The organism is uncultured Granulicatella sp., assembly GCF_963528195.1.
Lineage (GTDB): Bacteria > Bacillota > Bacilli > Lactobacillales > Aerococcaceae > Granulicatella.
The window spans coordinates 94,878-119,133 of record NZ_CAURVN010000002.1 but is presented as its reverse complement, the minus strand read 5'-3'; the positions used below and the strand labels follow the sequence as shown (position 1 = coordinate 119,133).

At 33.0% G+C, this 24,256-nt stretch carries 24 protein-coding genes, 2 tRNA genes and 1 riboswitch; of the genes, 22 read left to right on the top strand and 4 right to left on the bottom strand.

Annotated features, from left to right (window positions below; all coding sequences use genetic code 11):
• Positions 1 to 62: 62 nt before the first annotated feature.
• Together RWR88_RS01490 and RWR88_RS01485 are read right to left on the bottom strand one after the other, a co-directional pair.
• On the bottom strand, positions 63 to 1,415 hold the full coding sequence (locus tag RWR88_RS01490) for an HD domain-containing protein (RefSeq protein ID WP_314450273.1): 1,353 nt from the start codon (positions 1,413 to 1,415) through the stop codon (positions 63 to 65).
• Positions 1,416 to 1,450: 35 nt separating this feature from the next.
• Complete coding sequence (locus RWR88_RS01485; RefSeq protein WP_314450255.1) at positions 1,451 to 2,275, bottom strand: lipoate--protein ligase family protein; 825 nt, start codon at positions 2,273 to 2,275, stop codon at positions 1,451 to 1,453.
• 185 nt (positions 2,276 to 2,460) lie between these two features.
• Here RWR88_RS01485 and RWR88_RS01480 point away from each other — a divergent pair, with 185 nt between their 5' ends.
• Both RWR88_RS01480 and RWR88_RS01475 read left to right on the top strand, forming a co-directional pair.
• Entirely contained in the window at positions 2,461 to 3,156 is a 696-nt protein-coding gene (locus RWR88_RS01480) for a response regulator transcription factor (protein ID WP_314450253.1), read from the top strand.
• Positions 3,074 to 4,327 (top strand): HAMP domain-containing sensor histidine kinase, encoded by a 1,254-nt coding sequence (locus RWR88_RS01475; RefSeq protein WP_314450252.1) that lies wholly within the window; start codon positions 3,074 to 3,076, stop codon positions 4,325 to 4,327. The genes RWR88_RS01480 and RWR88_RS01475 overlap by 83 nt, the downstream gene beginning before the upstream one ends.
• A 137-nt stretch (positions 4,328 to 4,464) precedes the next feature.
• On the opposite strand, the gene RWR88_RS01470 is transcribed toward RWR88_RS01475, so the two are convergent.
• On the bottom strand, positions 4,465 to 5,109 hold the full coding sequence (locus tag RWR88_RS01470; RefSeq protein ID WP_314450250.1) for an ABC transporter ATP-binding protein: 645 nt from the start codon (positions 5,107 to 5,109) through the stop codon (positions 4,465 to 4,467).
• Positions 5,110 to 5,118: 9 nt separating this feature from the next.
• Positions 5,119 to 7,335 carry a hypothetical protein gene (locus tag RWR88_RS01465; RefSeq protein ID WP_314450249.1) on the bottom strand — a complete coding sequence of 739 codons (2,217 nt, stop codon included), beginning with the start codon at positions 7,333 to 7,335 and terminating at the stop codon, positions 5,119 to 5,121.
• Positions 7,336 to 7,663: 328 nt separating this feature from the next.
• Here RWR88_RS01465 and RWR88_RS01460 point away from each other — a divergent pair, with 328 nt between their 5' ends.
• The 20 genes from RWR88_RS01460 to RWR88_RS01365 all read left to right on the top strand — a co-directional run bounded on the left by RWR88_RS01460 (position 7,664) and on the right by RWR88_RS01365 (position 24,254).
• Complete coding sequence (locus RWR88_RS01460) at positions 7,664 to 8,425, top strand: exodeoxyribonuclease III (protein ID WP_314450247.1); 762 nt, start codon at positions 7,664 to 7,666, stop codon at positions 8,423 to 8,425.
• Between the two features lie 157 nt (positions 8,426 to 8,582).
• The gene (locus tag RWR88_RS01455) at positions 8,583 to 9,557 is read left to right on the top strand and encodes a Fic family protein (protein WP_314450246.1); all 975 of its coding nucleotides are present in this window, start codon (positions 8,583 to 8,585) and stop codon (positions 9,555 to 9,557) included.
• A gap of 104 nt (positions 9,558 to 9,661) precedes the next feature.
• A complete protein-coding gene (gene uvrA / locus RWR88_RS01450) occupies positions 9,662 to 12,481 on the top strand; it encodes an excinuclease ABC subunit UvrA (protein ID WP_314450244.1) in 2,820 nt (939 codons plus the stop codon).
• A 113-nt stretch (positions 12,482 to 12,594) separates the two neighbouring features.
• A riboswitch (FMN riboswitch) is annotated at positions 12,595 to 12,711 on the top strand.
• A gap of 163 nt (positions 12,712 to 12,874) precedes the next feature.
• Positions 12,875 to 13,495 (top strand): ECF transporter S component, encoded by a 621-nt coding sequence (locus tag RWR88_RS01445; protein ID WP_006703717.1) that lies wholly within the window; start codon positions 12,875 to 12,877, stop codon positions 13,493 to 13,495.
• 180 nt (positions 13,496 to 13,675) lie between these two features.
• On the top strand, positions 13,676 to 13,951 hold the full coding sequence (locus RWR88_RS01440) for a DUF2087 domain-containing protein (protein ID WP_314450242.1): 276 nt from the start codon (positions 13,676 to 13,678) through the stop codon (positions 13,949 to 13,951).
• 212 nt (positions 13,952 to 14,163) lie between these two features.
• A complete protein-coding gene (locus tag RWR88_RS01435; protein ID WP_314450241.1) occupies positions 14,164 to 15,633 on the top strand; it encodes an SLC13 family permease in 1,470 nt (489 codons plus the stop codon).
• Positions 15,634 to 15,647: 14 nt separating this feature from the next.
• A complete protein-coding gene (locus tag RWR88_RS01430; protein WP_314349157.1) occupies positions 15,648 to 15,920 on the top strand; it encodes a chorismate mutase in 273 nt (90 codons plus the stop codon).
• Between the two features lie 80 nt (positions 15,921 to 16,000).
• On the top strand, positions 16,001 to 16,480 hold the full coding sequence (locus tag RWR88_RS01425; RefSeq protein WP_314450239.1) for a DUF6985 domain-containing protein: 480 nt from the start codon (positions 16,001 to 16,003) through the stop codon (positions 16,478 to 16,480).
• A 220-nt stretch (positions 16,481 to 16,700) separates the two neighbouring features.
• Positions 16,701 to 17,192, top strand: coding sequence for a nucleotidyltransferase (locus RWR88_RS01420; RefSeq protein ID WP_314450237.1), 492 nt, complete (start codon positions 16,701 to 16,703; stop codon positions 17,190 to 17,192).
• A gap of 140 nt (positions 17,193 to 17,332) precedes the next feature.
• A complete protein-coding gene (locus RWR88_RS01415) occupies positions 17,333 to 17,746 on the top strand; it encodes a hypothetical protein (protein ID WP_314450271.1) in 414 nt (137 codons plus the stop codon).
• A 75-nt stretch (positions 17,747 to 17,821) separates the two neighbouring features.
• Positions 17,822 to 18,361, top strand: coding sequence for a T6SS immunity protein Tdi1 domain-containing protein (locus RWR88_RS01410; protein ID WP_314450235.1), 540 nt, complete (start codon positions 17,822 to 17,824; stop codon positions 18,359 to 18,361).
• 255 nt (positions 18,362 to 18,616) lie between these two features.
• Positions 18,617 to 18,700, top strand: a tRNA-Tyr gene (locus RWR88_RS01405).
• A 1-nt stretch (position 18,701) separates the two neighbouring features.
• Positions 18,702 to 18,773: transfer RNA gene (locus tag RWR88_RS01400), tRNA-Gln, on the top strand.
• Between the two features lie 132 nt (positions 18,774 to 18,905).
• Positions 18,906 to 19,343, top strand: a complete 438-nt coding sequence (locus RWR88_RS01395) for a hypothetical protein (protein WP_314450234.1) — start codon at positions 18,906 to 18,908, stop codon at positions 19,341 to 19,343.
• 168 nt (positions 19,344 to 19,511) lie between these two features.
• Complete coding sequence (locus RWR88_RS01390; protein ID WP_314450232.1) at positions 19,512 to 19,835, top strand: PTS lactose/cellobiose transporter subunit IIA; 324 nt, start codon at positions 19,512 to 19,514, stop codon at positions 19,833 to 19,835.
• 30 nt (positions 19,836 to 19,865) lie between these two features.
• Positions 19,866 to 20,186 carry a PTS sugar transporter subunit IIB gene (locus RWR88_RS01385; RefSeq protein WP_314450231.1) on the top strand — a complete coding sequence of 107 codons (321 nt, stop codon included), beginning with the start codon at positions 19,866 to 19,868 and terminating at the stop codon, positions 20,184 to 20,186.
• Positions 20,187 to 20,197: 11 nt separating this feature from the next.
• Positions 20,198 to 21,553 carry a PTS transporter subunit EIIC gene (locus RWR88_RS01380; RefSeq protein ID WP_314450230.1) on the top strand — a complete coding sequence of 452 codons (1,356 nt, stop codon included), beginning with the start codon at positions 20,198 to 20,200 and terminating at the stop codon, positions 21,551 to 21,553.
• Positions 21,554 to 21,657: 104 nt separating this feature from the next.
• Entirely contained in the window at positions 21,658 to 22,161 is a 504-nt protein-coding gene (locus RWR88_RS01375; RefSeq protein ID WP_314450228.1) for a GrdB-related putative oxidoreductase, read from the top strand.
• A 16-nt stretch (positions 22,162 to 22,177) separates the two neighbouring features.
• A complete protein-coding gene (locus tag RWR88_RS01370) occupies positions 22,178 to 23,158 on the top strand; it encodes a hypothetical protein (RefSeq protein WP_314450227.1) in 981 nt (326 codons plus the stop codon).
• A gap of 4 nt (positions 23,159 to 23,162) precedes the next feature.
• The gene (locus RWR88_RS01365) at positions 23,163 to 24,254 is read left to right on the top strand and encodes a M42 family metallopeptidase (protein WP_314450225.1); all 1,092 of its coding nucleotides are present in this window, start codon (positions 23,163 to 23,165) and stop codon (positions 24,252 to 24,254) included.
• The last annotated feature ends 2 nt before the right edge of the window (positions 24,255 to 24,256 follow it).

The window sequence follows — 24,256 nt, the reverse complement described above, 5'->3', positions numbered from 1 at the left end:
AGACTTTTCTTCGTAGCTGAATTCTATGGTGAGTTCGCTAGTTTAGAAAAGTCTTTGTATGATTATTTCATTTGATTTGAGTAGACATCAAGTTTTGAAGCTAGTTCTTGGAATTCTTGATAATCTTCGCTAAATAATTCTGCTGTTCCTTCTGCAAACATTTCTCTAGGGAAGTATAAGCGTTCATCTCCACGCACTCTTCCTGAAATGGCAGATACAATCGAGCTGACAAGAGATAATTCGACCATATTTCCATTTCGTTCTACGAGTTCAATTTGTGTTCGTGGTTTTACAGAATCTGGACGATAGAAATCATAAGGTAAATCATAACTATTATTAATCGCAGTATAATACTCGGTATTATAACCAACATTTTGTACAAGTTCTTTCATCCGTTCAATCGTTGCCCCGTCATTAACATGATTAAATGGCACGGATTTAAACGGTCTACGATTAATAAAACGATCAGCTAAATCACTTAAAATAGCATCATCTTCAATTTGCCAATGAGCAAAATAAGTGTTTAATACACTGTCATCTAGACGAAGGTAATCTTCTAATGTCCAATTTTTTTCAAAAAATGGTTTTAAGAAAGAGGCTGTATATTTTAATGGATGAGTCGTTGAATGATAACATTCAGTAGCACGTTTTAATAAGTGATTTAACACCACTTCCATACCTCTTGAGACTGGATGGAAATAAACTTGCATATACATTTGATAACGGCTAACGACATAATCTTCTACGGCATGCATTCCTGAGAAGTTAAAGGCAATCCCACCTTTATAAGGACGAATCACACGTAAAATACGAGTTAAATCAAAGGTTCCATAGTTTACTCCTGTGAAATAAGCATCTCGTAGTAAATAATCCATTCTGTCAGCATCAATTTGGCTAGAAATTAATTGAACGACTTGTGGATTTGGATGTTTCTTTTGAATGACACTGGCTACTTCTTCAGGGAAAGTAGGAGAGACTGTTTTTAAAATTTTGTTTACTTCTGTGTCTGGTGACAAAATAATATCAATCGTAATTTGTTCATGATTTGTATCGAAAATTTTCTCAAAAGCATGAGAATAAGGGCCATGTCCGATATCGTGTAAAAGAGCGGCACATAGGACAACAAGGCGGTTAGAGTCATCCCATAATCCATCTTCTGGGGTTGTAGAAGGGTAGTTACGAACAAATTTGTCGCAAATTCTTCTAGCAATTTCATAGACGCCTAATGAATGAGAAAAGCGGGAATGTTCAGCAGTATGGAAGGTGAACATAGAAGCGCCTGTTTGTTTAATTCGACGTAATCGTTGCATTTCTCGGCTATTAATTAAGTCTAAAATCACACGGTGTTGAATGTGAATGTAATCATGAACAGGGTCACGTAATACTTTTTCACGGGATAGTTCTTCAATATACATCAATCTTTTCCTCCTTATATTGTCTGGATTCACCGTTAAACTTTTCGAAGGTTTAAACGATCCATGGCTTTTTGGTAACTTGCTTCAGTTGCAAAATTAATTTCTGACTCTAATAGTTCACATTGCCCATCTAATAGAGCTGTTAAAATGCGTTCTTTAACTTCTTGAACCGTTAGAGTTAAGTCTAATAATTGCGATACATTTGCCATACTATTTGCATTGATAGTTGGATAATGCCAACGAGTTTCTTCTCCCTTAATACTTTCTTCATAAAAATCATGGATTAAGTTTCCACGTTCTTCTTGATTTCCATTAATGCTAAGATAAATAGAGACACAAATGGAATTTTTGAAACGTCTTTGCGCAATTCCAGCGAATTTCTTCCCTTGGATACTTAAATCATAGTCTCCTGGGCAATAGGAATCACTCACTTCAAAGGCTTGGATTTCTTTTTCTCCAATGGCTTCTGGAAAGGCACGTGTGATGAGTTCTTGCATCCATTCATAGACTTGAGTAATCGTTGCATTTTGTCTAGAAAATAATAAACTAATATTTAAAACGCCTGAGTTGCTAACAACGGCTAGGCCTCCAGCATGACGAACAACTGGTGTGTAATTTCGTTGTTTTAATAAAGCAACTCCCTCTTCTAAATAGGGTGTTTTAGTATCTGTCATTCCTAAAATCACTGTATCTTCCATTTCCCAAAAATGTAGAAAAGTTTCCGATGGAAATTGCACGAGATGATGTAAAATGGATTCATCCACTGCAAATGGAACAAAATAATCTTGCATTTGTTCTGATGAAGAGACAATCGTTTCTAGTAATTGTACTTTTTGATTTGTAATAGGTGTTTGTATCATAAAAAATCCTTTCCAATAAATTAGGAATACACTTACATTATAGCAAAAAAACGTGTATTCAGGCATAAAGAAGCGATTTTTTTGCCAAATTATTAAAGAATTTTCAAGATTTTAAAGAAATGGTGGAGTTTTTGTTGTAGATTGAGTAGGATAAAGTTGAAAATAATACGAAAAGAGGGATTTTTATGAAAATTTTAGTCGTAGATGACGATCGCGAGATTGTTGAATTATTATCCATTTATTTAAGAAATGAAAAATTTGAAATTGTAAAAGCATATGATGGAAAACAAGCATTAGAAAAAATTCAAGCTTATCCAGATATTGATATGGTGATTTTAGATATTATGATGCCACGGTTGGATGGGATTTCTGTTGTACATGAAATTCGTAAAACGAATGATGCTTTACCAATTTTATTACTTAGTGCCAAATCAACAGATATTGATAAAATTCAAGGATTAACAAATGGGGCAGATGATTATGTAACGAAACCTTTTAACCCATTAGAAGTCATTGCACGTGTAAAATCATTATTACGTAGAACTTCAGCTTTAACAAAAGAAAGTGAAAGTGCTGAAGAAATTACGATTGGTCCATTATTAATTAAGAAAGGCTCTCATCAAGTAACAACATTAGATGGCTTAGAAATTCAATTAACCGTGTTAGAGTTTGGGATTCTATTCCTACTAGCAAGTCACCCTAATAAAGTATTTAGTGCAGATGAAATTTTTGAAACGGTATGGCAACAAGAAAGTATTGTCTCTACTAAAACTGTAATGGTTCACGTCAGTCATTTACGTGACAAGATTGCTGAAGCAACAGGTGGAGATAAGGTTATTGAAACCGTATGGGGAGTTGGCTATAAAATTGAAAGTAAATAGCAAATTTTTTCAAAAAAGGGCAAATAGAGAGGAAAAGCCTGCAGCCCTTTTAAAATTAACAGCCCGGGAAATTAGTGAATTATTTTTAGAAGGCGTGATTACACTCTGTATCGTCTTTGTCTTATATTTAGGAGCTTTAGTATTGTTGAATCAATTTCTAGATGCACCTGGATACTTTGTAGACGGCAGTCGTTCGATTCGTCAAGCTTGGAATGTTGAACCAAGTGAAATTCAATTATATAAAAATATTTTCTCCATTAGTTCGATTATTTTTGCGATTGGATTTACTTATTGGCGTTTAATTCGCCGTTATCATCAAATGCAATTGTCTCATGTTTTAGAGGAATTACATTTAATTGCTCAAGGGGATTATGATCGAAGAATTCCTTTCCAATTAGCAGGAGATATGGGAAAAGTCGTGACGAGTATTAACCGTTTAGTGGATTCAACTGTAAGTGCCATGGAAGATGAACGGATGATTGAAAAATCAAAAGATGAATTGATTACAAATGTTTCTCATGATATTCGTACACCTTTAACGTCTATTATTGGATATTTAGGATTAGTCATTAATGGAAAGCCTAAAACACCCGAAGAAACAAAGCGTTATGCAGAAATTGCGTACCATAAAGCGCAACAAATGAAGGCATTAGTAGATGATTTATTCGAATATACAACGACAAGTCCAAATGGAGCACCGTTGCGATTGAATGATATTCCAGTAGCGAATTTCTTAGAACAAGTAGCAGCCGATTTTGAATTAGAAGCACAAAAACGTCAAATGACAATTGAAGTGATTCCACCAAAAAGAAAAATGGTGCTAGAAATGGATGCCGAAAAGATGGTACGAGCGATTCATAATTTACTGTCGAATGCGATTAAATATGGTCGTGAAAATACGAAAATTACGATAGAAGTGTTGGAACAAAAAGACATTGTAACCATTGCTGTTCGTAATATTGGAGAACCTATCTCAAAAGAAGTGTTGGAGCATTTATTTAGTCGTTTTTATCGTGCAGAAGGCTCTCGTTCGAAAGAAACAGGTGGAACAGGCTTAGGTTTAGCCATTGCGGATAATATTGTTCGAAGTCATGGTGGGAGAATGTTAGCCGAATCTGTTGGAGAAGTCATTAGCTTTTATATTTGCTTGCCGAATGATGCGGATATTTAGAGAGAAATGAAGTACAACAAAAAGACATAACTATCTAGTATACTTAAGTCAACGAAATCAAAGTATAGAAATGATAGTTATGTCTAAAAACTAAACAAAATAATACTACAAAAATTTATCATAATAATGATACAACATTAAAAATTTAGATTTATAATTTTATCGGTTTTATTGGCTAAATTCATATCATGAGTAACAATAATGATAGTTTTTCCATATTTATCGCGTAAATTTTTAATTAAGCTAAATACTTTTTCAGACATTATGGGATCAAGAGAACCTGTAGGTTCATCAGCTAATATCAAGTTTCCTGGTTTTAAAATACACCTAGCAATAGCCACTCTTTGTTGTTCTCCCCCAGACAATGTATTTACAATTTTAGTTTTTAAATCAAATATATCCAACTCATTTAGAACATTATCTATTAGATGGATTTTTTCTTTTTTTGAGATATCTAAAAATTCCATAGCAATTAGTAAATTATCAACAACTTTTATATCATTGATTAGAGCAAACGATTGAAATAAATAATTAATACTGTCTCTTCTCAATTTCATTGCTAAGGAACTGTTGATAGATGGTAATTTTTTTCCATTTATTTTAATTTCACCACTATCAACTTTTTCGAGCATTCCAATCATGTTTAATATTGTACTCTTTCCAGAGCCAGACTTACCTATGATAGATACAATAGATTTTTCAGGAATAGAAATAGTGAAATTATTAATAATTTTTCTGCCATTATAACTTTTAGAAACATTTTTTAATTCTAGTATATTCATATTCCCCTCCTATGATTTTAAAAATAGATTTAGTTTTTTTATTTGATTACTTATCATAACCTCATAAAATATAACAAGTTGTATTAAACCTAGAACTATCATAAATACTATGCCAACTTTACTATGAAAAAGTATAACAGTTACAATGTCTAAGGTTATCACAAAAGTTGTTAAAAGTAGCGGGACTTTGTATATGCTAAAATTGCTATATCCTAAGAATTTCTTAACGGATATTTTTTCTTTATACGCATTCTGAAAAATAGTTATGATGCTAATTAATAAAATAATAACGATAAATGTAATAGCAATTAAAGCTCCCAAAAATAATTGTATCGTTAACCATAAATCTTTTTGTATTCCATCAACAAATAAACGAATTGTAGCAAACTCTATATAGTTATCATTTAAATTAAATTTTGATAAGTATTCTTGGCTTAAATACTTTGCTTCAGCTTCCCCTTCAAGTTTAATGTAAGAATTTTCTAAACCAATAGCTATTAAACTTTCTGTCTCTCTATAGATCATATTCTCAGGGGTAATGACTAATATGATTGGATCTTTAATCATAAGTTTATCTACTGATTTCGTACTAAATGAAAATACTTCTTGATTAAATTGATATTTTAAAAATTCAAATTCTTTATTTTCATTAAAACTAGTTTTAATATCATCTGATCTAATATTTTTAGTATCTTTTTCGATGAGCATTTCTTTTAACAGTTTAATTTCATTATCTGATTTATTTTCTGGAATTAAATAAGTTCTAGTTCCTCGCTTAGCATTTTCTATAACTGAATCTTCAATTTTTATACCAATCTTTTTTAAATAATTAGGAGATGCCGTCAATTCCCAAAATTCTTCGTTAGGAACAGATTTATAAACTTCATTTAATTTATACTTCTTTAGCATATCCTTGGAAATAAATGAAGTGTTTATGATATTTACATCGTTATCATCTGAAATTTCTTTGTACCAGTTATAAAAATCTCTAAAAAACTCTTTTGATTGCCTGTTAAAACTAGCTTGATCATTTCCAACACTAATATTTTTTAAAATCTTATAATCAGAAACCTTATTCCAGTTTTTAGAGATTTCTATATTTTTTTGGACTTCTTGGTAGGGGCTATCTATATATACACTTCCTACAATTAAGAAGATATTAAAAATAAAATACACCAATACTGCAACAATCATATATTTTCTTCTTGGTATTCTTTCTCTTACTGCATTTATTGCTGAAATTAAGAAGATAAAAAGGGATGCTATTAATAATAAAATACTAATGATTATAAAATGAAGTATTCCTATCCCAAGCATTAAACTAATAAAAAAAATGGAGTTGAAAGTAATATCCGTTAAAACTAATCCATAGGGTATGAATAAAAAAATAGATAACAGAGCCGTATAAATTAACGGTTGATATAACTTAATAGCAAAATATTTTCTTGACCATCCTAGTAAAATAAGTTTACCTAAATTAGGCAAATACTTTATCGTTATTACAATAAGTAACGATAATAATACTAAATTGCTAATCACAAACATACTAACTATTATTATTTCATTCAATCCATGATCTAGAAAATATCCAGATTTACCATCAAAAAAAACGGAACTATCAACACCACTCACTTTACTGAGTCCTTCTAAAAATTCTATTTTTTTTGAATTATCTAATCCCAGAATTCTGTATTCACCATTAATAGTTTTTGTTTCTCTAATTGTATTTGATAACTTTTTAAAGACTATATTTTCTCCGAATTTAAAACGTGGAATATTATCAATACTATTTAATGTAGTTTCAGATACACCCAAAGTTACATTTTCATCTTTTGCAACTAATAATTTCTCTAATTTATTTGAATTAGTAATATTTTGCCCTAAAAAATCAAGTGTTAACTTATCTTTATTAGATTTTATATCCCCATCAATACTAAACAAAGCACCATTAACTGAACCATGTCTATTAAGCAAAAAATCTTTCCTAATATAAAACAATCCATTTTGTTCTGCATATTCATTTAAAAATTTATACGTAGAGTCTGCTTTTTCTTCTGGTATCGTTTTTAATTGAATATATAAAGCGGAAGATGGATACATACTTAATTTATTAAAATATGCTATATCCATGTAAAAAGTTGCCACTAATGAAAATAAAACACCATTTAGTAATATCATAATACAAGTTAAATATTTTAATAAATTATTGTTAAAAATACTTTTCATAGTGCCTCCTAAATGAATTATTATATAGAAAATATTCAAATTTAACTATTTACAATCCCGATATGCTCTAGCTTTAGAGTTTCCTACAAACTGTGAAGTATAAGCAATTTATTTTGTATTATTTTTAATTATCTCTCTTTGTCTACATTATAAAACGTTAACCGCTTACATTCAAGTGGTGGCTTGGACTTTGGAAAGAAAGTATTTCTGAAATACCGACCCCAAAAAGTTAGACTAAAAATCTAACCGTTGGAGGTCGGTATCTTTTTGCTAGTCATCATTTTATAAAATTGTTATGATAGAATAAAATGAACGTGGAGGAAGAAGTATGAAATTAACAACATGGAATGTGAATGGAATTCGTTCTGTTTTAAATAAAGGGGCTTTACAAGAATATGTATTAGAAGCTCAACCAGATATTTTATGTTTACAAGAAACAAAGGCACAGCCTGAACAAGTGGATTTAGGAATGGAATTTGCAGGTTATCATGCGTATTGGAATTCAGCAGTGAAAAAAGGATATTCTGGAACAGCCATTTTTACAAAGGAAGAACCGATTTCTGTTCAATATGGTTTAGGAATTGAAGAACATGATCAAGAAGGACGTGTCATTACAGCAGAATATGCGGATTATTATTTAGTGACAGTTTATACGCCAAATGCCAAACGTGATTTAACTCGTTTAAGTTATCGTCAAGTGTGGGAAGATGATTTCTTAGCCTTTATTAAAAAGTTGGAAGAAACAAAACCTGTTATTTTCTGCGGAGACTTAAATGTTGCACATAAGGAAATCGATTTGGCAAATCCAAAAACAAATACAAAAAATGCAGGATTTACAAAAGAAGAGCGTGAAAAATTTGATCAAATTGTAGAAAATGGATTAGTAGATGCATTCCGTTATCGTTATCCAGATACAGTAGGAGCTTATACTTGGTGGAGCTATATGGGTGGCGCTCGTGCAAGAAATATTGGATGGAGAATTGACTATTTTGTTGTATCAGAAGTGTTAACTTCTCGCATTCAAGAAGTGAAAATTCGTGCGGATGTAACCGGAAGTGATCACTGTCCAGTGGAGATGGAAATAATCTAAGAGTTTACAAAAAATGTCTGAATTTTGATAGTGAGGGGCTATGAAGATTCAGACTTTTTTGTTGAGTAGGAATCTGCTCATAATCTGCTCACATTCTGCTCATAATCTGCTCATTTATGATATACTGATACAAATAGAAAGAAGGGAGCGCATATTGATGACACCCCATTACCGTATTACAGAGAAAATACTAAATTTGGTACAAGAAATATCTGAAAAATCAACGCAATTATCATTTGAAAAAAGAGAATTGCATTTACGAAAAGAAAATCGGATTCGTTCTATTCAATCTTCATTAGCGATTGAAAATAATTCATTAACGATAGAACAAGTTACCGATATTATTGAAGGGAAGAGAGTATTAGGTCCACAAAAAGATATTCATGAAGTTCAAAATGCTTATGAAGCTTATGAACAGGTATTTAAAATGGATCCATATGAAATCAATGATTTTTTATTAGCGCATCACTTACTCATGCAAGGATTAGTTAAACTGCCGGGTAAATGTCGACTGGGAGATGTAGGAATTTATGATTCGAATGGTAGAGTCGTGCATATAGGTGCTAGAGCACAGTTTGTTGGATCATTGGTTCAAGAGTTATTTGATTGGGGAAAGAATAGTATGATTTCTCCTATTGTTAAGTCATGTATCATTCATTTTGAATTAGAAATTATTCATCCTTTTGAAGATGGAAATGGTAGAATGGGACGGTTATGGCAAAGTTTAATTTTAAGTAAGTGGAATTCCTTATTTGAATGGCTACCAATAGAATCTGTTATTTATAATCATCAACAAGGTTACTATGATGCTTTAAGTAAGAGTAATCGAGAAAATGATACCACTTATTTTATTGAATTTATGTTGCAAGCTATTCTTCAAACATTAGAGTCTTATGGAGAAACTGCTTCTGTAGTGGAAGATTTTGTTATTCATTTAACTGTAAAGGAAAAAGAATATTATCGAGTATTAGAAACTTATTTAAAAGCGCATCAATTTGTTAGTGCTTATCAAGCTCAGGAATTATTAGGAATGAGTGGAGCTAGTGTGAGAAGATATTTGAAAAAATATGTAGAAATAGGATTACTAAAGAAAATAGGAACTACAAAAAATCGATTGTATTATTTGGTATAACTGGACAAGAACGTTTGTTCGTAATAAAAAAGAAAGTATGCTATACTAAGGTGAACGCCTAAGGGCAGAGTTTTTGATTTTAGATAGAAATAGAGGAAGATGGAATGGCGAAAGATCAGATTATCGTTCGTGGAGCACGCTCCCATAATTTAAAAAATATTGATGTAACAATTCCAAGAGATCAATTAGTAGTAATTACAGGATTATCCGGTTCAGGGAAGAGTTCACTAGCTTTTGATACATTATATGCAGAAGGGCAAAGAAGATATGTAGAGAGTTTATCAGCTTATGCACGACAATTTTTAGGGCAAATGGATAAACCAGATGTTGATAGTATTGATGGATTAAGTCCAGCAATTGCGATTGACCAAAAAACAACTTCTCGTAACCCTCGTTCAACTGTCGGAACAGTAACGGAAATTAATGATTACTTGAGATTACTATATGCACGAGTAGGAAAACCGTATTGTCCAAATGACGGCACTCTAATTGAAAGTCAGTCGATTGAACAAATGGTGAATCGTGTCATGGAATTGCCAGAAAGAACAAAAATTCAAATTTTAGCTCCGATTGTAAAAGGGAAAAAAGGAGAACATAAAAAAGTTTTCGAATCGATTCAAAAAGACGGCTATATTCGTATTCGAGTAGATGGCGAAATGATGGAGACAACGGATGAAATTTCATTAGAAAAAAATAAAAAACATTCGATTGAAATTGTTGTCGACCGTATTATTGTATCGGACAAGAGCCGTTCAAGATTATTCGATTCATTAGAAGCAGCGCTTCGTTTAGCAGAAGGGTATGCGATTGTCGATGTCATTGGGCAAGAAGAAATCTTATTTAGTGAGCACTATGCTTGTCCTCATTGTGGATTTACGATTGGAGAATTAGAGCCACGTCTATTTTCATTCAATGCACCTTTTGGAGCTTGTCCGGAATGTGATGGATTAGGTATGAAATTAGAAGTGGATATCGATTTAGTCATTCCAGATAAAGAAAAAACATTAAATGAAGGAGCATTAGTGCCTTGGAATCCGATTAGTTCGAACTATTATCCAGAGATGCTACGTCAATTTTGTGAGCAGTTTAAAGTTCCAATGGATTTACCGTTTGAAAAATTAACACAGTCTCAGAAAAATCTAGTGTTATATGGTTCTGGAGATGCCACTTTCCATTTCCATTATGAAAATGAGTTTGGTGGTGTTCGAGATGTGGATGTGCCTTTTGAAGGAGTCATTGTCAATGTGAAACGCCGTTACCATGAGACGAATAGCGATTATACTAGAGAACAAATGCGTCAATATATGACGGAATTATCGTGTAAAGCTTGTCATGGACATCGTTTAAATGAACAGGCATTGGCAGTCAAAGTGAATCATAAACATATTAGTGAAGTATTGGAATTGTCTGTTGATGAAGAAATTGAATTTTTCAAAGACTTAACGTTATCTCCACAAGATGAACAAATTGCTGCTCCTATTTTAAAAGAAGTGCAATCTCGTTTAACATTCTTAAAAAATGTTGGGTTGCAATATTTGAATCTTAGCCGTGCAGCAGGAACTTTATCAGGGGGAGAAGCGCAACGGATTCGTTTAGCGACTCAAATTGGATCGAATTTATCAGGAGTTTTATATATTTTAGATGAACCATCGATTGGATTGCATCAAAGAGATAATGATCGATTAATTCAATCGTTACAAAATATGCGTGATTTAGGAAATACATTAATTGTAGTAGAACATGATGAAGACACGATGAGAGCAGCAGATTACTTAATTGATATCGGGCCAGGAGCAGGAGAATTTGGTGGACAAATTATTGCTGCTGGAACGCCAAAAGAAGTGGAAAAAAATCCAAACTCATTGACGGGTCAGTATTTATCAGGAAAAAAATCAATTGCAGTTCCAACGGAACGTAGAACAGAAGATAAAGGGTGGATTCACTTAAAAGGCGCAAGTGAAAATAACTTAAAATCTGTTAATGTCGATATTCCTTTAGGAAGATTAGTAGCAGTTACAGGAGTTTCAGGTTCTGGAAAGAGTTCTCTTGTTAATGGAGTGTTGAAAAAAGCTCTAGCAAGAGAAATTTCAAAATCAAAAGAAAAACCTGGGGCCTTTAAATCGATTGAAGGATATGAAGGATTAGATAAAATCATTGATATCGATCAAAGTCCAATTGGTCGTACTCCAAGAAGTAATCCAGCGACTTACACCAGTGTATTCGATGATATTCGTGACTTATTTGCAACGACAAATGAAGCGAAATTACGTGGCTATAAAAAAGGACGTTTTAGTTTCAATGTCAAAGGTGGACGATGTGAAGCGTGTAAGGGCGACGGTATTTTAAAAATTGAAATGCATTTCCTACCAGATGTATACGTTCCGTGTGAAATTTGCCATGGTAGTCGTTATAATTCAGAAACTTTGGAAGTCAAATATAAAGGAAAAAGTATTGCGGAAGTATTAGAAATGACGGTAGATGATGCAGTAGAATTTTTCCAAGCTGTGCCAAAAATTAAGCGAAAACTTCAAACGATTAAAGATGTTGGTTTAGGCTATGTGACTTTAGGACAATCCGCTACAACTTTATCGGGTGGAGAAGCACAACGAATGAAATTAGCGAGTGAACTGCAACGAGTGTCTACAGGAAATACCTTTTATGTATTAGATGAGCCAACGACTGGGCTTCATACAGATGATATTGCTCGATTATTAGAAGTATTAAATCGTTTAGTAGAGTCAGGAAATACAGTTTTAGTGATTGAACATAATTTGGATGTAATCAAAACGGCGGATTATATTATTGATATGGGACCAGAAGGTGGAAGTGGTGGAGGACAAGTTGTCGCTACTGGAACGCCTGAAGAAGTTGCTCAAGTCAAAGGAAGCTTTACAGGACAATATTTGAAGAAAGTATTGAAATAATGAAATGTCTTAATGCTTTTAGGAATTGTTGACAATAAAAATGAGACTTTTTTGAGAACTCAAGCAGAACTATTGTCATGCAAAAAAAAGTGTGGTACTCTTTGTTTATAAAATAACATTTTCGGGGCAAGGTGTAATTCCTTACCGGCGGTATAGTCCGCGAGCCAAACAGGCATGATCTGGTGCAATTCCAGAACCGATAGTGATAGTCTAGATGAGAGAAAATGGTTATATTTCACGTTCGAAGATACCAATCAATTTGATATATAAGAATGCAGCGATGAAATGTAGACCATTTTGTTGCTGCATTTTTTCGTGCAGTTATACAAATGAAATGGAACAAGCGCGTGAAAAACCATCCGATCCTTCACCCGGTTAAGGAGGAGATGTACGATGAGTACAAATGCAAAAACAGTGTCACGTTATGCGACAAAACAAATCATTTTAGTAGGACTATTCGGTGCGTTAAGTACGATTCTAATGTTATTAGAATTCAGTCTGCCATTTATTCCACCATTTGTTAAAATGGATTTTTCTGAATTACCTGTTATTTTAGGAGGCTATTTATTAGGGCCATTATATGGTGCGTATATTGCGATTGTAAAAGTTGCCTTAAACTTTGTTTTAAATGGAACAACAACATTTGGAATTGGCGAAACAGTTAACTTAATTGGAAGTTTAAGTTTCATGTTGCCAGCGGTATTTTATTATAAATATCACCGTACATTCAAAGGTGCAATTACAAGTTTAGTGATTGGTACAGCTACTGCAACAGTAGTATTGTTAACAGCAAATTATTTTGTAATTTTCCCATTATATGCAACAGCGATGCATTTCCCAATTGAAAAAATTGTTGCACTTGCAGCTACTACAAACCCATTTGTGACAAATTTATGGACATTAATGCTATTTGCCTTATTACCATTTAATGTATTAAAATTTGGTTTAAGCAGTGTACTATCGTTAATGCTTTATAAAAAAGTTGAAAAAGTATTAAAATTAGAAAAACAATAAATTTAATAACTCAAGAAACCCACTACCCAGAACTTGTTAGAAATAACTGCCATTTCTAACAAGTTTTTTTGTGGAGAAAATTGTCAGTGTTGTAGAGCGAAGAAGTTTCTTATAAAAATTTGCCTTTTTTCTGTATGTAGTATAAACTTTACAAAAATAGGAATAAGAGGTGTTCTCAGTATGAAAGAGGAAAATATTTCTAGATTTATGAGGGATGGAAAGATTACTGTTCTTCCTAAAAAGCAGAAAAATAAAATGGAAATCTTTGAATTTATTTATAATCATTTAAAGAATCATTCAGAGACGTATACTGAAAAAGAATTGAATGAAAAAATTAAGGAATTATATGATGATTTTGCTACAATGCGTCGTTATTTAGTGGACTATAAATTTGTGATTAGAGATGATTATGGAAAAAATTATCAACTGAATCCAGAGGTTGGATTAGAAAATTAAATACAAAAACAGGAAACGGTAGAGGAAAAGTCTCTATCGTTTTTTGATGGTTTGAGGGAATTCAAAAATATTTAACGATATCGACTATAGTCGATAAAAGCATCTGAAAGTCATTTGATTTCGATTATAATCGAAATGATAGCTTTACTAGTATTTTCGAGAAAAATACGGTAGGATGGATAGCGAAATAAATGAAAGTTGAGGAGTAGAATATGAAAAAAGAAACGCGAAGTTTGGTTCAAACGGGCGCAATAGTGTTAAGTATCCTTTTTATCGTTCTTGCGATGATTAACTCGCATTTTGATTGGCAATTATTAGCGATACCTGGAAGTGCATTTGCCTTATTATCGATTTTTATGAGTTGCTTATTATTATGGTTATTTGTAGGAATCGACTGGCCAAGTGTTTTATGTTTAGTCTTATTAGGACTCGGGTGGCTTCCAAAAGTAACGTATAGTCAAGTGTTTTCTCTTTCTTTTGGGAATAGCACATTTGTTTTCTTATTATTCACCTTTATAGTGACGTACGCTTTAGAACAGACCCCTGCTTTAAAACGTTTAGTCGGTTGGTTTTTAAAAACGAATTTTGCTAAGAAGAGTCCGAGTCATTTTTTAGGAGCCTTTTTAGGAGCGGTATTAGTTATTAGTTGTTTTATTTCACCGACGATTTTATTTATGATTGTCTTTCCAATTTATGAAGAGATGATGGAAGTATTTGGACTAGAAAAAGGGAGTCGACAAGCATCCTTTATTTTAATTACATTATTTTCGACCATTGCGATTGGAACGGCGATGACGCCGATTAATCATGTCTTTGCGATTACGGCAATGGGATTGTATCATACAGCAACTGGTGTAAGTATTTCGAATATCCAATATATGGGAATTGCGATGCCTGCAGGACTTTGTATTTTTGTTGGAATGTTGGCAAGTTTACACCGCTTATGGAAATTAGATTTATCAGAAGTGACTTTTCAAAGTCTAGAATCATTGGGAAATTTACCCAAAGTAACAAAAAAAGAAAGATGGATTGTTTCTATTTTTTCAATTGTGATTGCTTTATGGATTGTTCCGGAATGGTTAGGAATTCTTTCACCTAGTGTGGCAGCTTTCTTAAAATCTGCAGGGATGGCATTCCCACCAATGATTGGAGCTGTATTATTAGCTTGTATCCGTGAAGATGGGAAACCGCTAATGTCGATTCAAGAGGCGTTAACACGTGGCGTTTACTGGCCAAGTTTATTATTAGTAGGCGCAACCTTGAGTTTAGGAACTTTATTAACAAAACCAGAATTAGGGGTATTACCATTAATTGAAAGTGGACTAACTCCGTTATTCCATCAATGGAGTGCGATGATGATTGTTATTGTCTTTGTCATTTGGGCGGGGCTTCAAACGAATTTTTCATCGAATTTAGTAACCGTTTCGGTTGTGACGACTGTGTTAACAACGATTGCTGCTAGTACGGATTTAGGCATTCATACAGCAGTTGTTGCTTGTTTAATTGGTTTTATGGCAAGTTTAGCTTATATGACTCCACCAGCAATGCCTTATGTAGCCATCTCCGTTGGTAGTGGTTGGACAAGTTCAAAAGATGCCTTTTTATATGGTGGATGGTTATTAGTGTTAAGTATTGTAAGTGCTGTTGCTATTGGGTATCCGCTAGGAACTTTATGGATGTAAGAAAGGAAGGTATTATGTTAGAAGAACAACGTCAAAAAATTGATTCTATTGATCGCCAAATAGTTGCGTTATTTGAAGAACGTACGAATGTAGTAGAAGAAGTAGCGAAAATTAAATTAGACAACGATATTCCGATTTTAGATAGTGGACGTGAGGAACAAGTGATTTTGAAAGTTCAATCATATTTAAAAGATGAGTCTTTAAAAGATGAGTTAGCTGAACTTTATACTGAATTAATGCGTATTTCTCGCAAACATCAAAAAAATTGGATTGAAAAACAAGGATAATTGAGATAGGAATGCTCCAATCACTTTAAAGAAAGTGGGAGAAAAAAAGTATTAGGTTTATAGAAAGATTGGAGATAATAATGGAAATAAATCATAAAACTTTTGGTAAAATAAAATTCAATTACGGTTGGACAAAAGATATTTCTCTAGATATTTTCAATAAGCACCATATTTTGGAAATCAATATTGATGCGGATGAAGATGCTGAGTTTGAAATTAATCAGGAAAAAGCGTATATATTTTTCAATAATCACTTAGACGAAATAGTAAAAGAGGCAAATTCTGCAATTATATCATATTACAATCGTGAAATATCAAATATTGTTTCAAGCTACACGAATAATAACGAAAAAAAATATTTTTTAGATATAATTGGGAACAAAGATAAAATTTATTCTTTGTTGCAACCCAAACAAATCATGTTTCCTTTAACTTTTGATGAAAATATTGAAGAGTTTGGTTTTTTATGTGAGTGTGATTGGGATAAAGAAAATGGCATAGGAATAAAATTTGTTAATGGCGTATTGTCTGAAATTGGTTATCAGGATATACTGCTATAATGATTTGTAGTTTTTATATTTATTGCATTAAGAAAAGTACGTATTGATTCCATTTTACTGGTTATTTGATTTATACTATATTGGCGAGTAATAGAATTAGTAAAGAAGGAAAAGAATTTGTATCCAAAATAACTGGATATACTCTAGAAAATGAAGTTGATTTTGTTCAAGGTAATAAAGAAGAAATAACAAACATTTAGATGAAAGGTTTATAGTAAATATGAGTCTCTTATTTGAAGAATTTAAAACAATTTGTTTCCATTTAAATCGAGTCGGAATTACACCAACACTGATGGGTTCTTTGGGATTGGAGTTTAGAACGAAAGAAAATTGGGAGCCGTCTGACATTGACATTCATGTGGCTGGTGATCCTAGAGGTTGGGAAGCGCCTGATCATCTCAGAATTTATGACTGGGACAAGATAATGAAAGTGATGAAAGACTTAGGCTACGTCTTAATAGATATTCATGAGCATGAATTCCAAAAGGATAGAGTGAGTGTTGAATTTGGAAGTATCGATTCCTTACCTGATTTTGCAGGAGTTTCGGAATCGGATATAGAGCTTATTCACATTGAAGGCCTCACATTTCGTCTTCCAAGTCTGGAGCAGTATCTAAGTATTTACAAAGCTTCTTCTCAAGACTCTTATCGAAATGATCACAATAACAATAAGGATTTTAAAAAGATCGAGTGGATGGAAAGACATTTGTAAATTATCATATGAAAAGTAGTAAGTTGTAAGACTGGCTACAAAACAGTAATCCAAATGTTAGAAGAGCTGTTACAGAAGGTTTGAGAATATGGACGAGTAGACCATATTTCAAAGAGAATCCATATGAAGCGGTTAGACATATTGCAGCATTAAAGGAAGATTCCAGTGAATATGTCCAAAATCAAGCAGAAAAAGTATATATTTATTGTATTTCTGAAGAAGCATTACTTTCTTTTGATGTTTTTTATAAAATTAATGGAATTTTGACAAAAATGTATGCAGTGAATGAAATTATTAATAGAAAAGTAGACACGTCAAAAAATATGATCGTAGCAGTACAACGCTTTGGTCTTGAAGATATACAAAAAATGCTTGATATTTGCCAAGAATACAATCGTGAACACCCAACTGAAATATGGTTGATTTATGATTCACAGAAAAACAGCCTTGACAGTCGCTATAGCTATGAAGGACGTTATGAGAAGGATGAAGAGTTGCTTCCACGACTAGAATTTGAAAAATGGTTTGAGGAAGTGAAAGGTGAGCAACTGTAGGAGACAAGATGATGACAGAACAATTACAAAATACCTATCTATATGTTCACTTAACTTATTAAATTAGGAGTATATATGTTAAAAGATTTTACAAGAGTGGCGGTCATGCCTCAAGAAGTAATTAAAAAGTACAAAGACCAAGTCCCAGAAGAGCTAGTTCAAATCTGGGAAGAATGCGGTTTGGGGACTTTTTTAGACGGTTATCTGAAGATCATTAATCCAGATGAGTATCTTGAACTGGTTCAGGAAACTTACTTCAGAGGGGGTACTTCCATTCCAATTTTTGTGACAGCTTTTGGGGATGTTATAACTTGGGAGAAGAACGAATTTTTGGGGATTATTAAATATAAAGAAGGTACATTTGATATTTTTTTAGAAAATTTATCACTTTTTATCAAGTTTTTACCTGATAAAAGTTTTACAGATGATTATTTTGACTTACCGCTTTATCATGAGGCAATTGAAAAATATGGTTCGCTTGATTATACACAGTGTTTTGGATTTGTACCACTTTTGGTTTTAGGTGGATTTAAAGATGTGAATCATCTAGATAAGGTAAAAATGTATGAACATATTTTTTTAATTACTCAATTCACTGGATCTATAGGAGATTAAAAGTAGTCATACTCTTGATAATCTAATCAAAATGAAGAACCTTGTGTAATACCTAATTCAATTTCAGTGCAATCGGATAACGTTAAATATTTGTGTTTTGTGTTTTTGTCTCATACTAACTTCTAGTTTTGATACTTAACTAGAAGTTACTTTGAAACTTTATGCTTATATAAAAATAAATATTTTTTCAAAAAAGTATTGCAAAACATTAAGGTCTAGTGTACTATATATGAGTACGTTATTTTAATAACAGCTGGAGGGGTAGCGAAGTGGCTAAACGCGGCGGACTGTAAATCCGCTCCTTAGGGTTCGGCAGTTCGAATCTGCCCCCCTCCACCATTGGGGTATAGCCAAGCGGTAAGGCAACGGACTTTGACTCCGTCATTCGTTGGTTCGAATCCAGCTACCCCAGTAGGATAGACAGCTTTGGCTGTCTTTTTTATTTCCTAAATTTTTATTAAAATTTCTCAGATACTCTTGATTTAAAATGCCTAGTCATTGATGATGGTCGTAAAGGTGGGAGTTAGAGAAAGGAGCAAAGGTGATGAAAAAGTTTAGTACCTATTATTGGAAGTTTATAATGGGAATGATAGTACTAACGAGTGTAATAACTGTATTTGCAATGAATCAAGGAAGTTCACTATTAGTTAAAGATGGGGAAGTCGTCTTATTCGTTTTTCTAATGGCTTTATTAATTATGGTTGCAGAACAATGGAATGGGAAAACGTGGAAAAATTCTCCATTAATTGTATTAGGAGAAATGATGTTTGCAATTATGTTAACACCAATCTTTTTTATGTCGTATCGTTATATGGCAGAAGTATTAAGTTTAGGGTGGATTCTTCATTTATCTAGTCCAATGATTTTATTAATGAGATTGCTTGGAATGGTGCAATATGTATTAGTATTGGTAAATCCAATTATGGCGATTTTAAAAGCCGTTCAATTTGTGAAGTCTCCTTATGAAAAGAAAATTAGTTAAAATTACTCTCAGAATGATGGAAGCTCTGTCGTTCTGAGATTTTTTTATTTTGTGAACAAATAGAATAATTGAAGATTTTAAGATAAAAGACTAGGATTTTTTTTGAAAACGGTTTATAATGACTTTAGAAAGAAAGCGTTTAAAATGCCTAAGAGAGGAGGAATAATCGTGAATGAAATAGAATTAGTGTGTTTTAAAATGATTAGTGCATTAGGGGCAGCTCGTTCTGCTTTTATGGAAGCAATAGTAGCTGCAAAAAAAGGAAATTTTGAAGAAGCTCAATCTCTGATTGAGGAAGGTCAACAGCAACGATTAAAAGGACATGAAATCCACTTTGAGTTATTACAAAAAGATAGTTCAGGAAATAAGGTACCTTTTTCGTTGCTTTTATTACATTCAGAAGATCAATTGATGAGTGCAGAAATCTTACAAGTTACAAGTGAAGAGATTTTAGGCTTATATCAACGATTGGAAAAAATTGAAAAAGCATAAAAACATAACAAAATAATTGGGGGTATAAATATGAAACATGTGTATTTATTTTGTAATGCAGGAATGTCTACAAGTTTAGTGGCGAGTAAGATGCAAGAAGTTGCGAATCAACATCAATTGCCAATTGAAGTCAAAGCATTTCCTGATGTTCAGCTAGATTCTGTAGTTCAAGAATTTCATCCTGATGTCATTCTTTTAGGGCCTCAAGTGAAATTCAAATTTAATGCTACTCGTGAAAAATACGAACCTATGGGTATTCCTGTAGAAGTGATTAATTTGGAAGATTATGGGAATGTTAATGGGGAACGTATTTTGAAACGCGCGATTCAACTCATCAAAAATAAAAAATAGGAGGAATTGTTATGTTTGCTTCGTTAGAAAAAATAATGGGAAGTTCCGCGGAAAAATTAGGCAATAATAAAGTCTTAATTGCGATTCGTGATGGTTTCTTAGTATCCACACCATTAATTATTGTGGCTTCTATTTTTCTTGTAATTGCGAACTTTCCAATACCAGGTTATGTTGATTTCTTAGCTCAATTTTTTGGTCAAGGTTGGCCAAGTAAAATGGATGCTATCATTGATTCAACATTTAGTGTTTTAGGATTATTAGGAGCTGTAGGGATTGGTTATGCTTATGCTCGTCAATTAGAAAGCGATCCAATTGCGGGTGGAGCCGTTGCTCTTGTATGTTTCCTTATTATTACACCAAAAGTTCATTCTGATTTTGTAAATGCAGCGAATGGTAAAGCTTTTAATGGATTTGCATTAGCACATTTAGGGTCAGCAGGAATGTTTTTGGCCATGATAACAGCTATTATTTCTGTAAAAATTTTTGTAACGATTAAAAACAAAGGCTGGGTTATTAAAATGCCTGACGGTGTTCCGCCAGCTGTTACTCAATCCTTTGCAGCATTAATTCCAAGTGCATTTGCAATGTTCTTCTTCTTTGTAGTGTATTTAGTATTCTCAGCAACAGATTATCAATACGCTCATAACTTTATTTATAAAATTTTACAAGCACCATTAATGGGATTCGGACAAAGCTGGATTTTTGAACTAATTTATCAGTTCTTATCTACTTTATTCTGGTTCTTTGGTATTAATGGGCCTGCTGTAACGAATACGGTATTTAATCCAATCCATTTAGCTTTAACAGCAGAAAACTTAGAAGCCTTTAAACAAGGAGCAACACTTCCTAATATCTTTACAGGTCCATTCGGAGATTTCTTTGGAAACTTTGGTGGTGGCGGTAGTACATTGTCACTTGTTTTCTTAATGGTATTCTTCGGAAAATCAGAACGTATGAAAAAATTAGGACGTTTAGCTATTGTTCCTGGTATTTTTGGGATTAACGAAATGATTATTTTTGGATTACCAGTTGTATTAAATCCATTAATCGTTATTCCATTTATTTTAACACCATTAGTGAATACTATTTTATCCACTATTGCTACATTAATTGGTTTAATTCCATATACTACAGGTGCAGCACTTCCTTGGACAACTCCATTCTTCTTCTCTGGTTGGTTAGCCACAGGAAGTATCGTAGCAGGTTTATTCCAAATTGTATTAATTATTATCGGAATGTGTATTTACTATCCATTCTTTAGAGTGATTGATAAACAATATCTTCATGAAGAACATCAAGCTGCTAATTCATTAAGCGATGAATTAGATGAATTGTCATTAGATGATTTAAGTTTTGATGATTTATAAAAAGTAATAAACGAGTAGAAAAGTTGAACGTGCGGAGGTGGGAAGACAACAGAAATGAATCAATTTCTGTCGTTATTCCCACTTTTTTTGAAGGGAGAATGCATATGCGAGTGATATTATTTTTGAATCAAATACAAGCGGGTTATGGTGGAAAGGAAAGAGCAGATACTCCTCTTGGGTTAGAAAAAGGAGGAATTGGCTCCTACTTAATGTATAAAGATTACTTTTTAAAAGAAAATTTACAAGTATTAGCGACTGTCTATTGTGGTCCAGATTATTTTGCGAATCATAAGGAAGAAGTACTTCATAAAATTCATAATTTGATTTTGAAAACAAATGCAGAAGTGTTATTTGCAGGTCCGTGCTTTAATGATGAAAGTTATACAGAAATGGCAGCAAATGTAGCTTCTTTTATTGAACATCAAACAGATTGTAAAACGTATGTAGCTTGTTCGAAAGAAAATGAAGAGATTATTCAACAATTCAAGGAACATACGACAATGATTGAAATGCCTAAAAAAGGTGCAGTTGGTTTGAATGAAGCGTTGAAAGACATTGCACTTATTATTGCGCATGATCAACAAGATTCAAATCGGATTTATCGTTAGAAAGGAAGCGAGTGAAGTGGAGTTAAGTACCTTATGTAGTCTACCTGGAGTTTCTGGAGACGAGTATGAAGTCCATCAATATTTGTCTAGGGAATATCAACAATTGAATTTAGACTTGAAAAAAGATAAATTAGGTTCGATTTTTGGAGAGAGACAAGTAGAGAATAGTCCTTTTAAAGTGATGATTAGTTCCAATATTGATGAATGTGGAGGAATGATTGACGATATTCATGAGAGTGGATTATTGTCTTTTGTGACCATTGGAGATGTTTTGCCAAAAGATTTTCTTCATCAACGAGTTTGTCTGTTAACACGACATCATCAACGAGTCTATGGCTATGTCCTACAAAAACAAGAGAAATTTTGGATTCATATAGGAGCTAAATCGCAGCAAGAAGTGGAAGAGATTGGAGTTCAAGTAGGAGATACTTTTGTATTAGAAATTCCAGTTATTGAAACGGAAAAAATGATTTTAAGTAAAAATATATCTAATCGAGCGGGAGTTTATGCTGCCTATCAGTTGATGGAAACAATGTCCTCTCTACCTTATACACTTAGCATTGGAGGAATTGCTCAATCGATTGTGGGATATAGAGGAGCTATTACTGCTACAAATACGATATTACCTGATGTATCGATTGTATTAGATGTAGCACCAGTTAGAGATTATGCAGAACAAACAGTCTATATTCGCTATTTTGATAAGACATTATTACCCAATGTTTCGTTAGTGAAAGAAATCAAAACAGTTGCTCAAAGTTTAGGATACGAAGTGAAGGCAAATATCCAAGAAAAAGGGACGGATGGATCATTTATTCATAAATCTCTAGCAGGAACCCCTACGGTTGTTGTTGTGATTCCGTTAAAAGAAGAAGGAGAATTTATCCAATTATTGAATAAGGACGATTTGAAACCTGTCATTCATACGCTTCAAGTATTTTTAGAAAATTTAACTCTCCAAAAAGCTCAGCAACTTGCTTTCCAAGAAAGTTGGTGAAGCGATGTTAGAAAATCATCAAATAGAATTATTAAAGATATTGAGTAATCTTGTAGGTGTGTCAGGACATGAAGAGCAAATTTTACAATTTGTGTCAGAACAACTTCCTTTTTGTACGAAAGAACAAGATAAATTAGGCTCAGGATTATTTTCGTTAGGAGAGGGAGACCTTTCCATTATGTTTGCCACTCATATGGATGAAGTGGGATTTGTTGTTTCTTCGATTAATGAGAGAGGATATGTATCGATTCAACCTGTCGGAAATATGTGGGCGCATACGTTATTACAACAATTAGTGACCATTACAACGACTGATGGTCGACAATGGACAGGAATTATTGGGGGACCTCAAACGCATGCGATTTCTCCAGAGGCTCGTAAAAAAGTTGTTGCAATGGAAGAGTTATTTATCGATTTGGGTGTTGATAGTCGGGAGTCTATTCAAGAAATGGGCATTGAAGTAGGAGATGTCGTGAGTTTAGTGAGTAATTGCCAAACGATTGGATTGAATCAGGAATATATGATTGGAAAAGCTCTCGATAATCGAGTGAGTGTTTCGTTAGGAATTTGGCTTATGCAAGCTTTAGAACATCAAAATCTATCTAAAAGAGTGACATTAGCAACAACGATTCAAGAAGAAGTTGGATTAAGAGGTGCACGTACGACAGCTTTTCAAGAAAAACCATTAGTGGCTTTTGCGGTTGATACAACATTAGCAGGAGATACTCCAGCTAATCAAAATCATACGAAACTAGGAAAAGGTGTCTCGCTTACTGCCATTGATAATATGACAGTGACGAATCGTGGTTTGCTTATTTACTTGGAAAATCTTTGTAAGAAACATCAAATTCCTTATCAAATTGGTTGTTTTACAAAGGGTGGAACAGATGCTGGCAATATTTATAAGTCTGAAACGGGAATTTTAGCGACAACTTTATCAATTCCAATTCGTTATATGCATACGCATCAAAGTATTGTGCATTTAGGAGATGTTGAAGCAACGCTTCGATTAATGTGTGCGATTTGCGAAGATTTAACGATGGAAAAATACCATCAAATATTAGAATACAATTATCAATACGGAATGGAGGAGTGACT

Bases quoted from the DNA above. Each gene is read 5' to 3' on its own strand.
- RWR88_RS01490 (WP_314450273.1), bottom strand. From the start codon at position 1,415: ATGTATATTGAAGAACTATCCCGTGAAAAAGTATTACGTGACCCTGTT.
- RWR88_RS01485 (WP_314450255.1), bottom strand. From the start codon at position 2,275: ATGATACAAACACCTATTACAAATCAAAAAGTACAATTACTAGAAACG.
- RWR88_RS01480 (WP_314450253.1), top strand. From the start codon at position 2,461: ATGAAAATTTTAGTCGTAGATGACGATCGCGAGATTGTTGAATTATTA.
- RWR88_RS01470 (WP_314450250.1), bottom strand. From the start codon at position 5,109: ATGAATATACTAGAATTAAAAAATGTTTCTAAAAGTTATAATGGCAGA.
- RWR88_RS01465 (WP_314450249.1), bottom strand. From the start codon at position 7,335: ATGAAAAGTATTTTTAACAATAATTTATTAAAATATTTAACTTGTATT.
- RWR88_RS01460 (WP_314450247.1), top strand. From the start codon at position 7,664: ATGAAATTAACAACATGGAATGTGAATGGAATTCGTTCTGTTTTAAAT.
- RWR88_RS01455 (WP_314450246.1), top strand. From the start codon at position 8,583: ATGACACCCCATTACCGTATTACAGAGAAAATACTAAATTTGGTACAA.
- uvrA (WP_314450244.1), top strand. From the start codon at position 9,662: ATGGCGAAAGATCAGATTATCGTTCGTGGAGCACGCTCCCATAATTTA.
- RWR88_RS01445 (WP_006703717.1), top strand. From the start codon at position 12,875: ATGAGTACAAATGCAAAAACAGTGTCACGTTATGCGACAAAACAAATC.
- RWR88_RS01440 (WP_314450242.1), top strand. From the start codon at position 13,676: ATGAAAGAGGAAAATATTTCTAGATTTATGAGGGATGGAAAGATTACT.
- RWR88_RS01435 (WP_314450241.1), top strand. From the start codon at position 14,164: ATGAAAAAAGAAACGCGAAGTTTGGTTCAAACGGGCGCAATAGTGTTA.
- RWR88_RS01430 (WP_314349157.1), top strand. From the start codon at position 15,648: ATGTTAGAAGAACAACGTCAAAAAATTGATTCTATTGATCGCCAAATA.
- RWR88_RS01425 (WP_314450239.1), top strand. From the start codon at position 16,001: ATGGAAATAAATCATAAAACTTTTGGTAAAATAAAATTCAATTACGGT.
- RWR88_RS01420 (WP_314450237.1), top strand. From the start codon at position 16,701: ATGAGTCTCTTATTTGAAGAATTTAAAACAATTTGTTTCCATTTAAAT.
- RWR88_RS01410 (WP_314450235.1), top strand. From the start codon at position 17,822: ATGTTAAAAGATTTTACAAGAGTGGCGGTCATGCCTCAAGAAGTAATT.
- RWR88_RS01395 (WP_314450234.1), top strand. From the start codon at position 18,906: ATGAAAAAGTTTAGTACCTATTATTGGAAGTTTATAATGGGAATGATA.
- RWR88_RS01385 (WP_314450231.1), top strand. From the start codon at position 19,866: ATGAAACATGTGTATTTATTTTGTAATGCAGGAATGTCTACAAGTTTA.
- RWR88_RS01380 (WP_314450230.1), top strand. From the start codon at position 20,198: ATGTTTGCTTCGTTAGAAAAAATAATGGGAAGTTCCGCGGAAAAATTA.
- RWR88_RS01375 (WP_314450228.1), top strand. From the start codon at position 21,658: ATGCGAGTGATATTATTTTTGAATCAAATACAAGCGGGTTATGGTGGA.
- RWR88_RS01365 (WP_314450225.1), top strand. From the start codon at position 23,163: ATGTTAGAAAATCATCAAATAGAATTATTAAAGATATTGAGTAATCTT.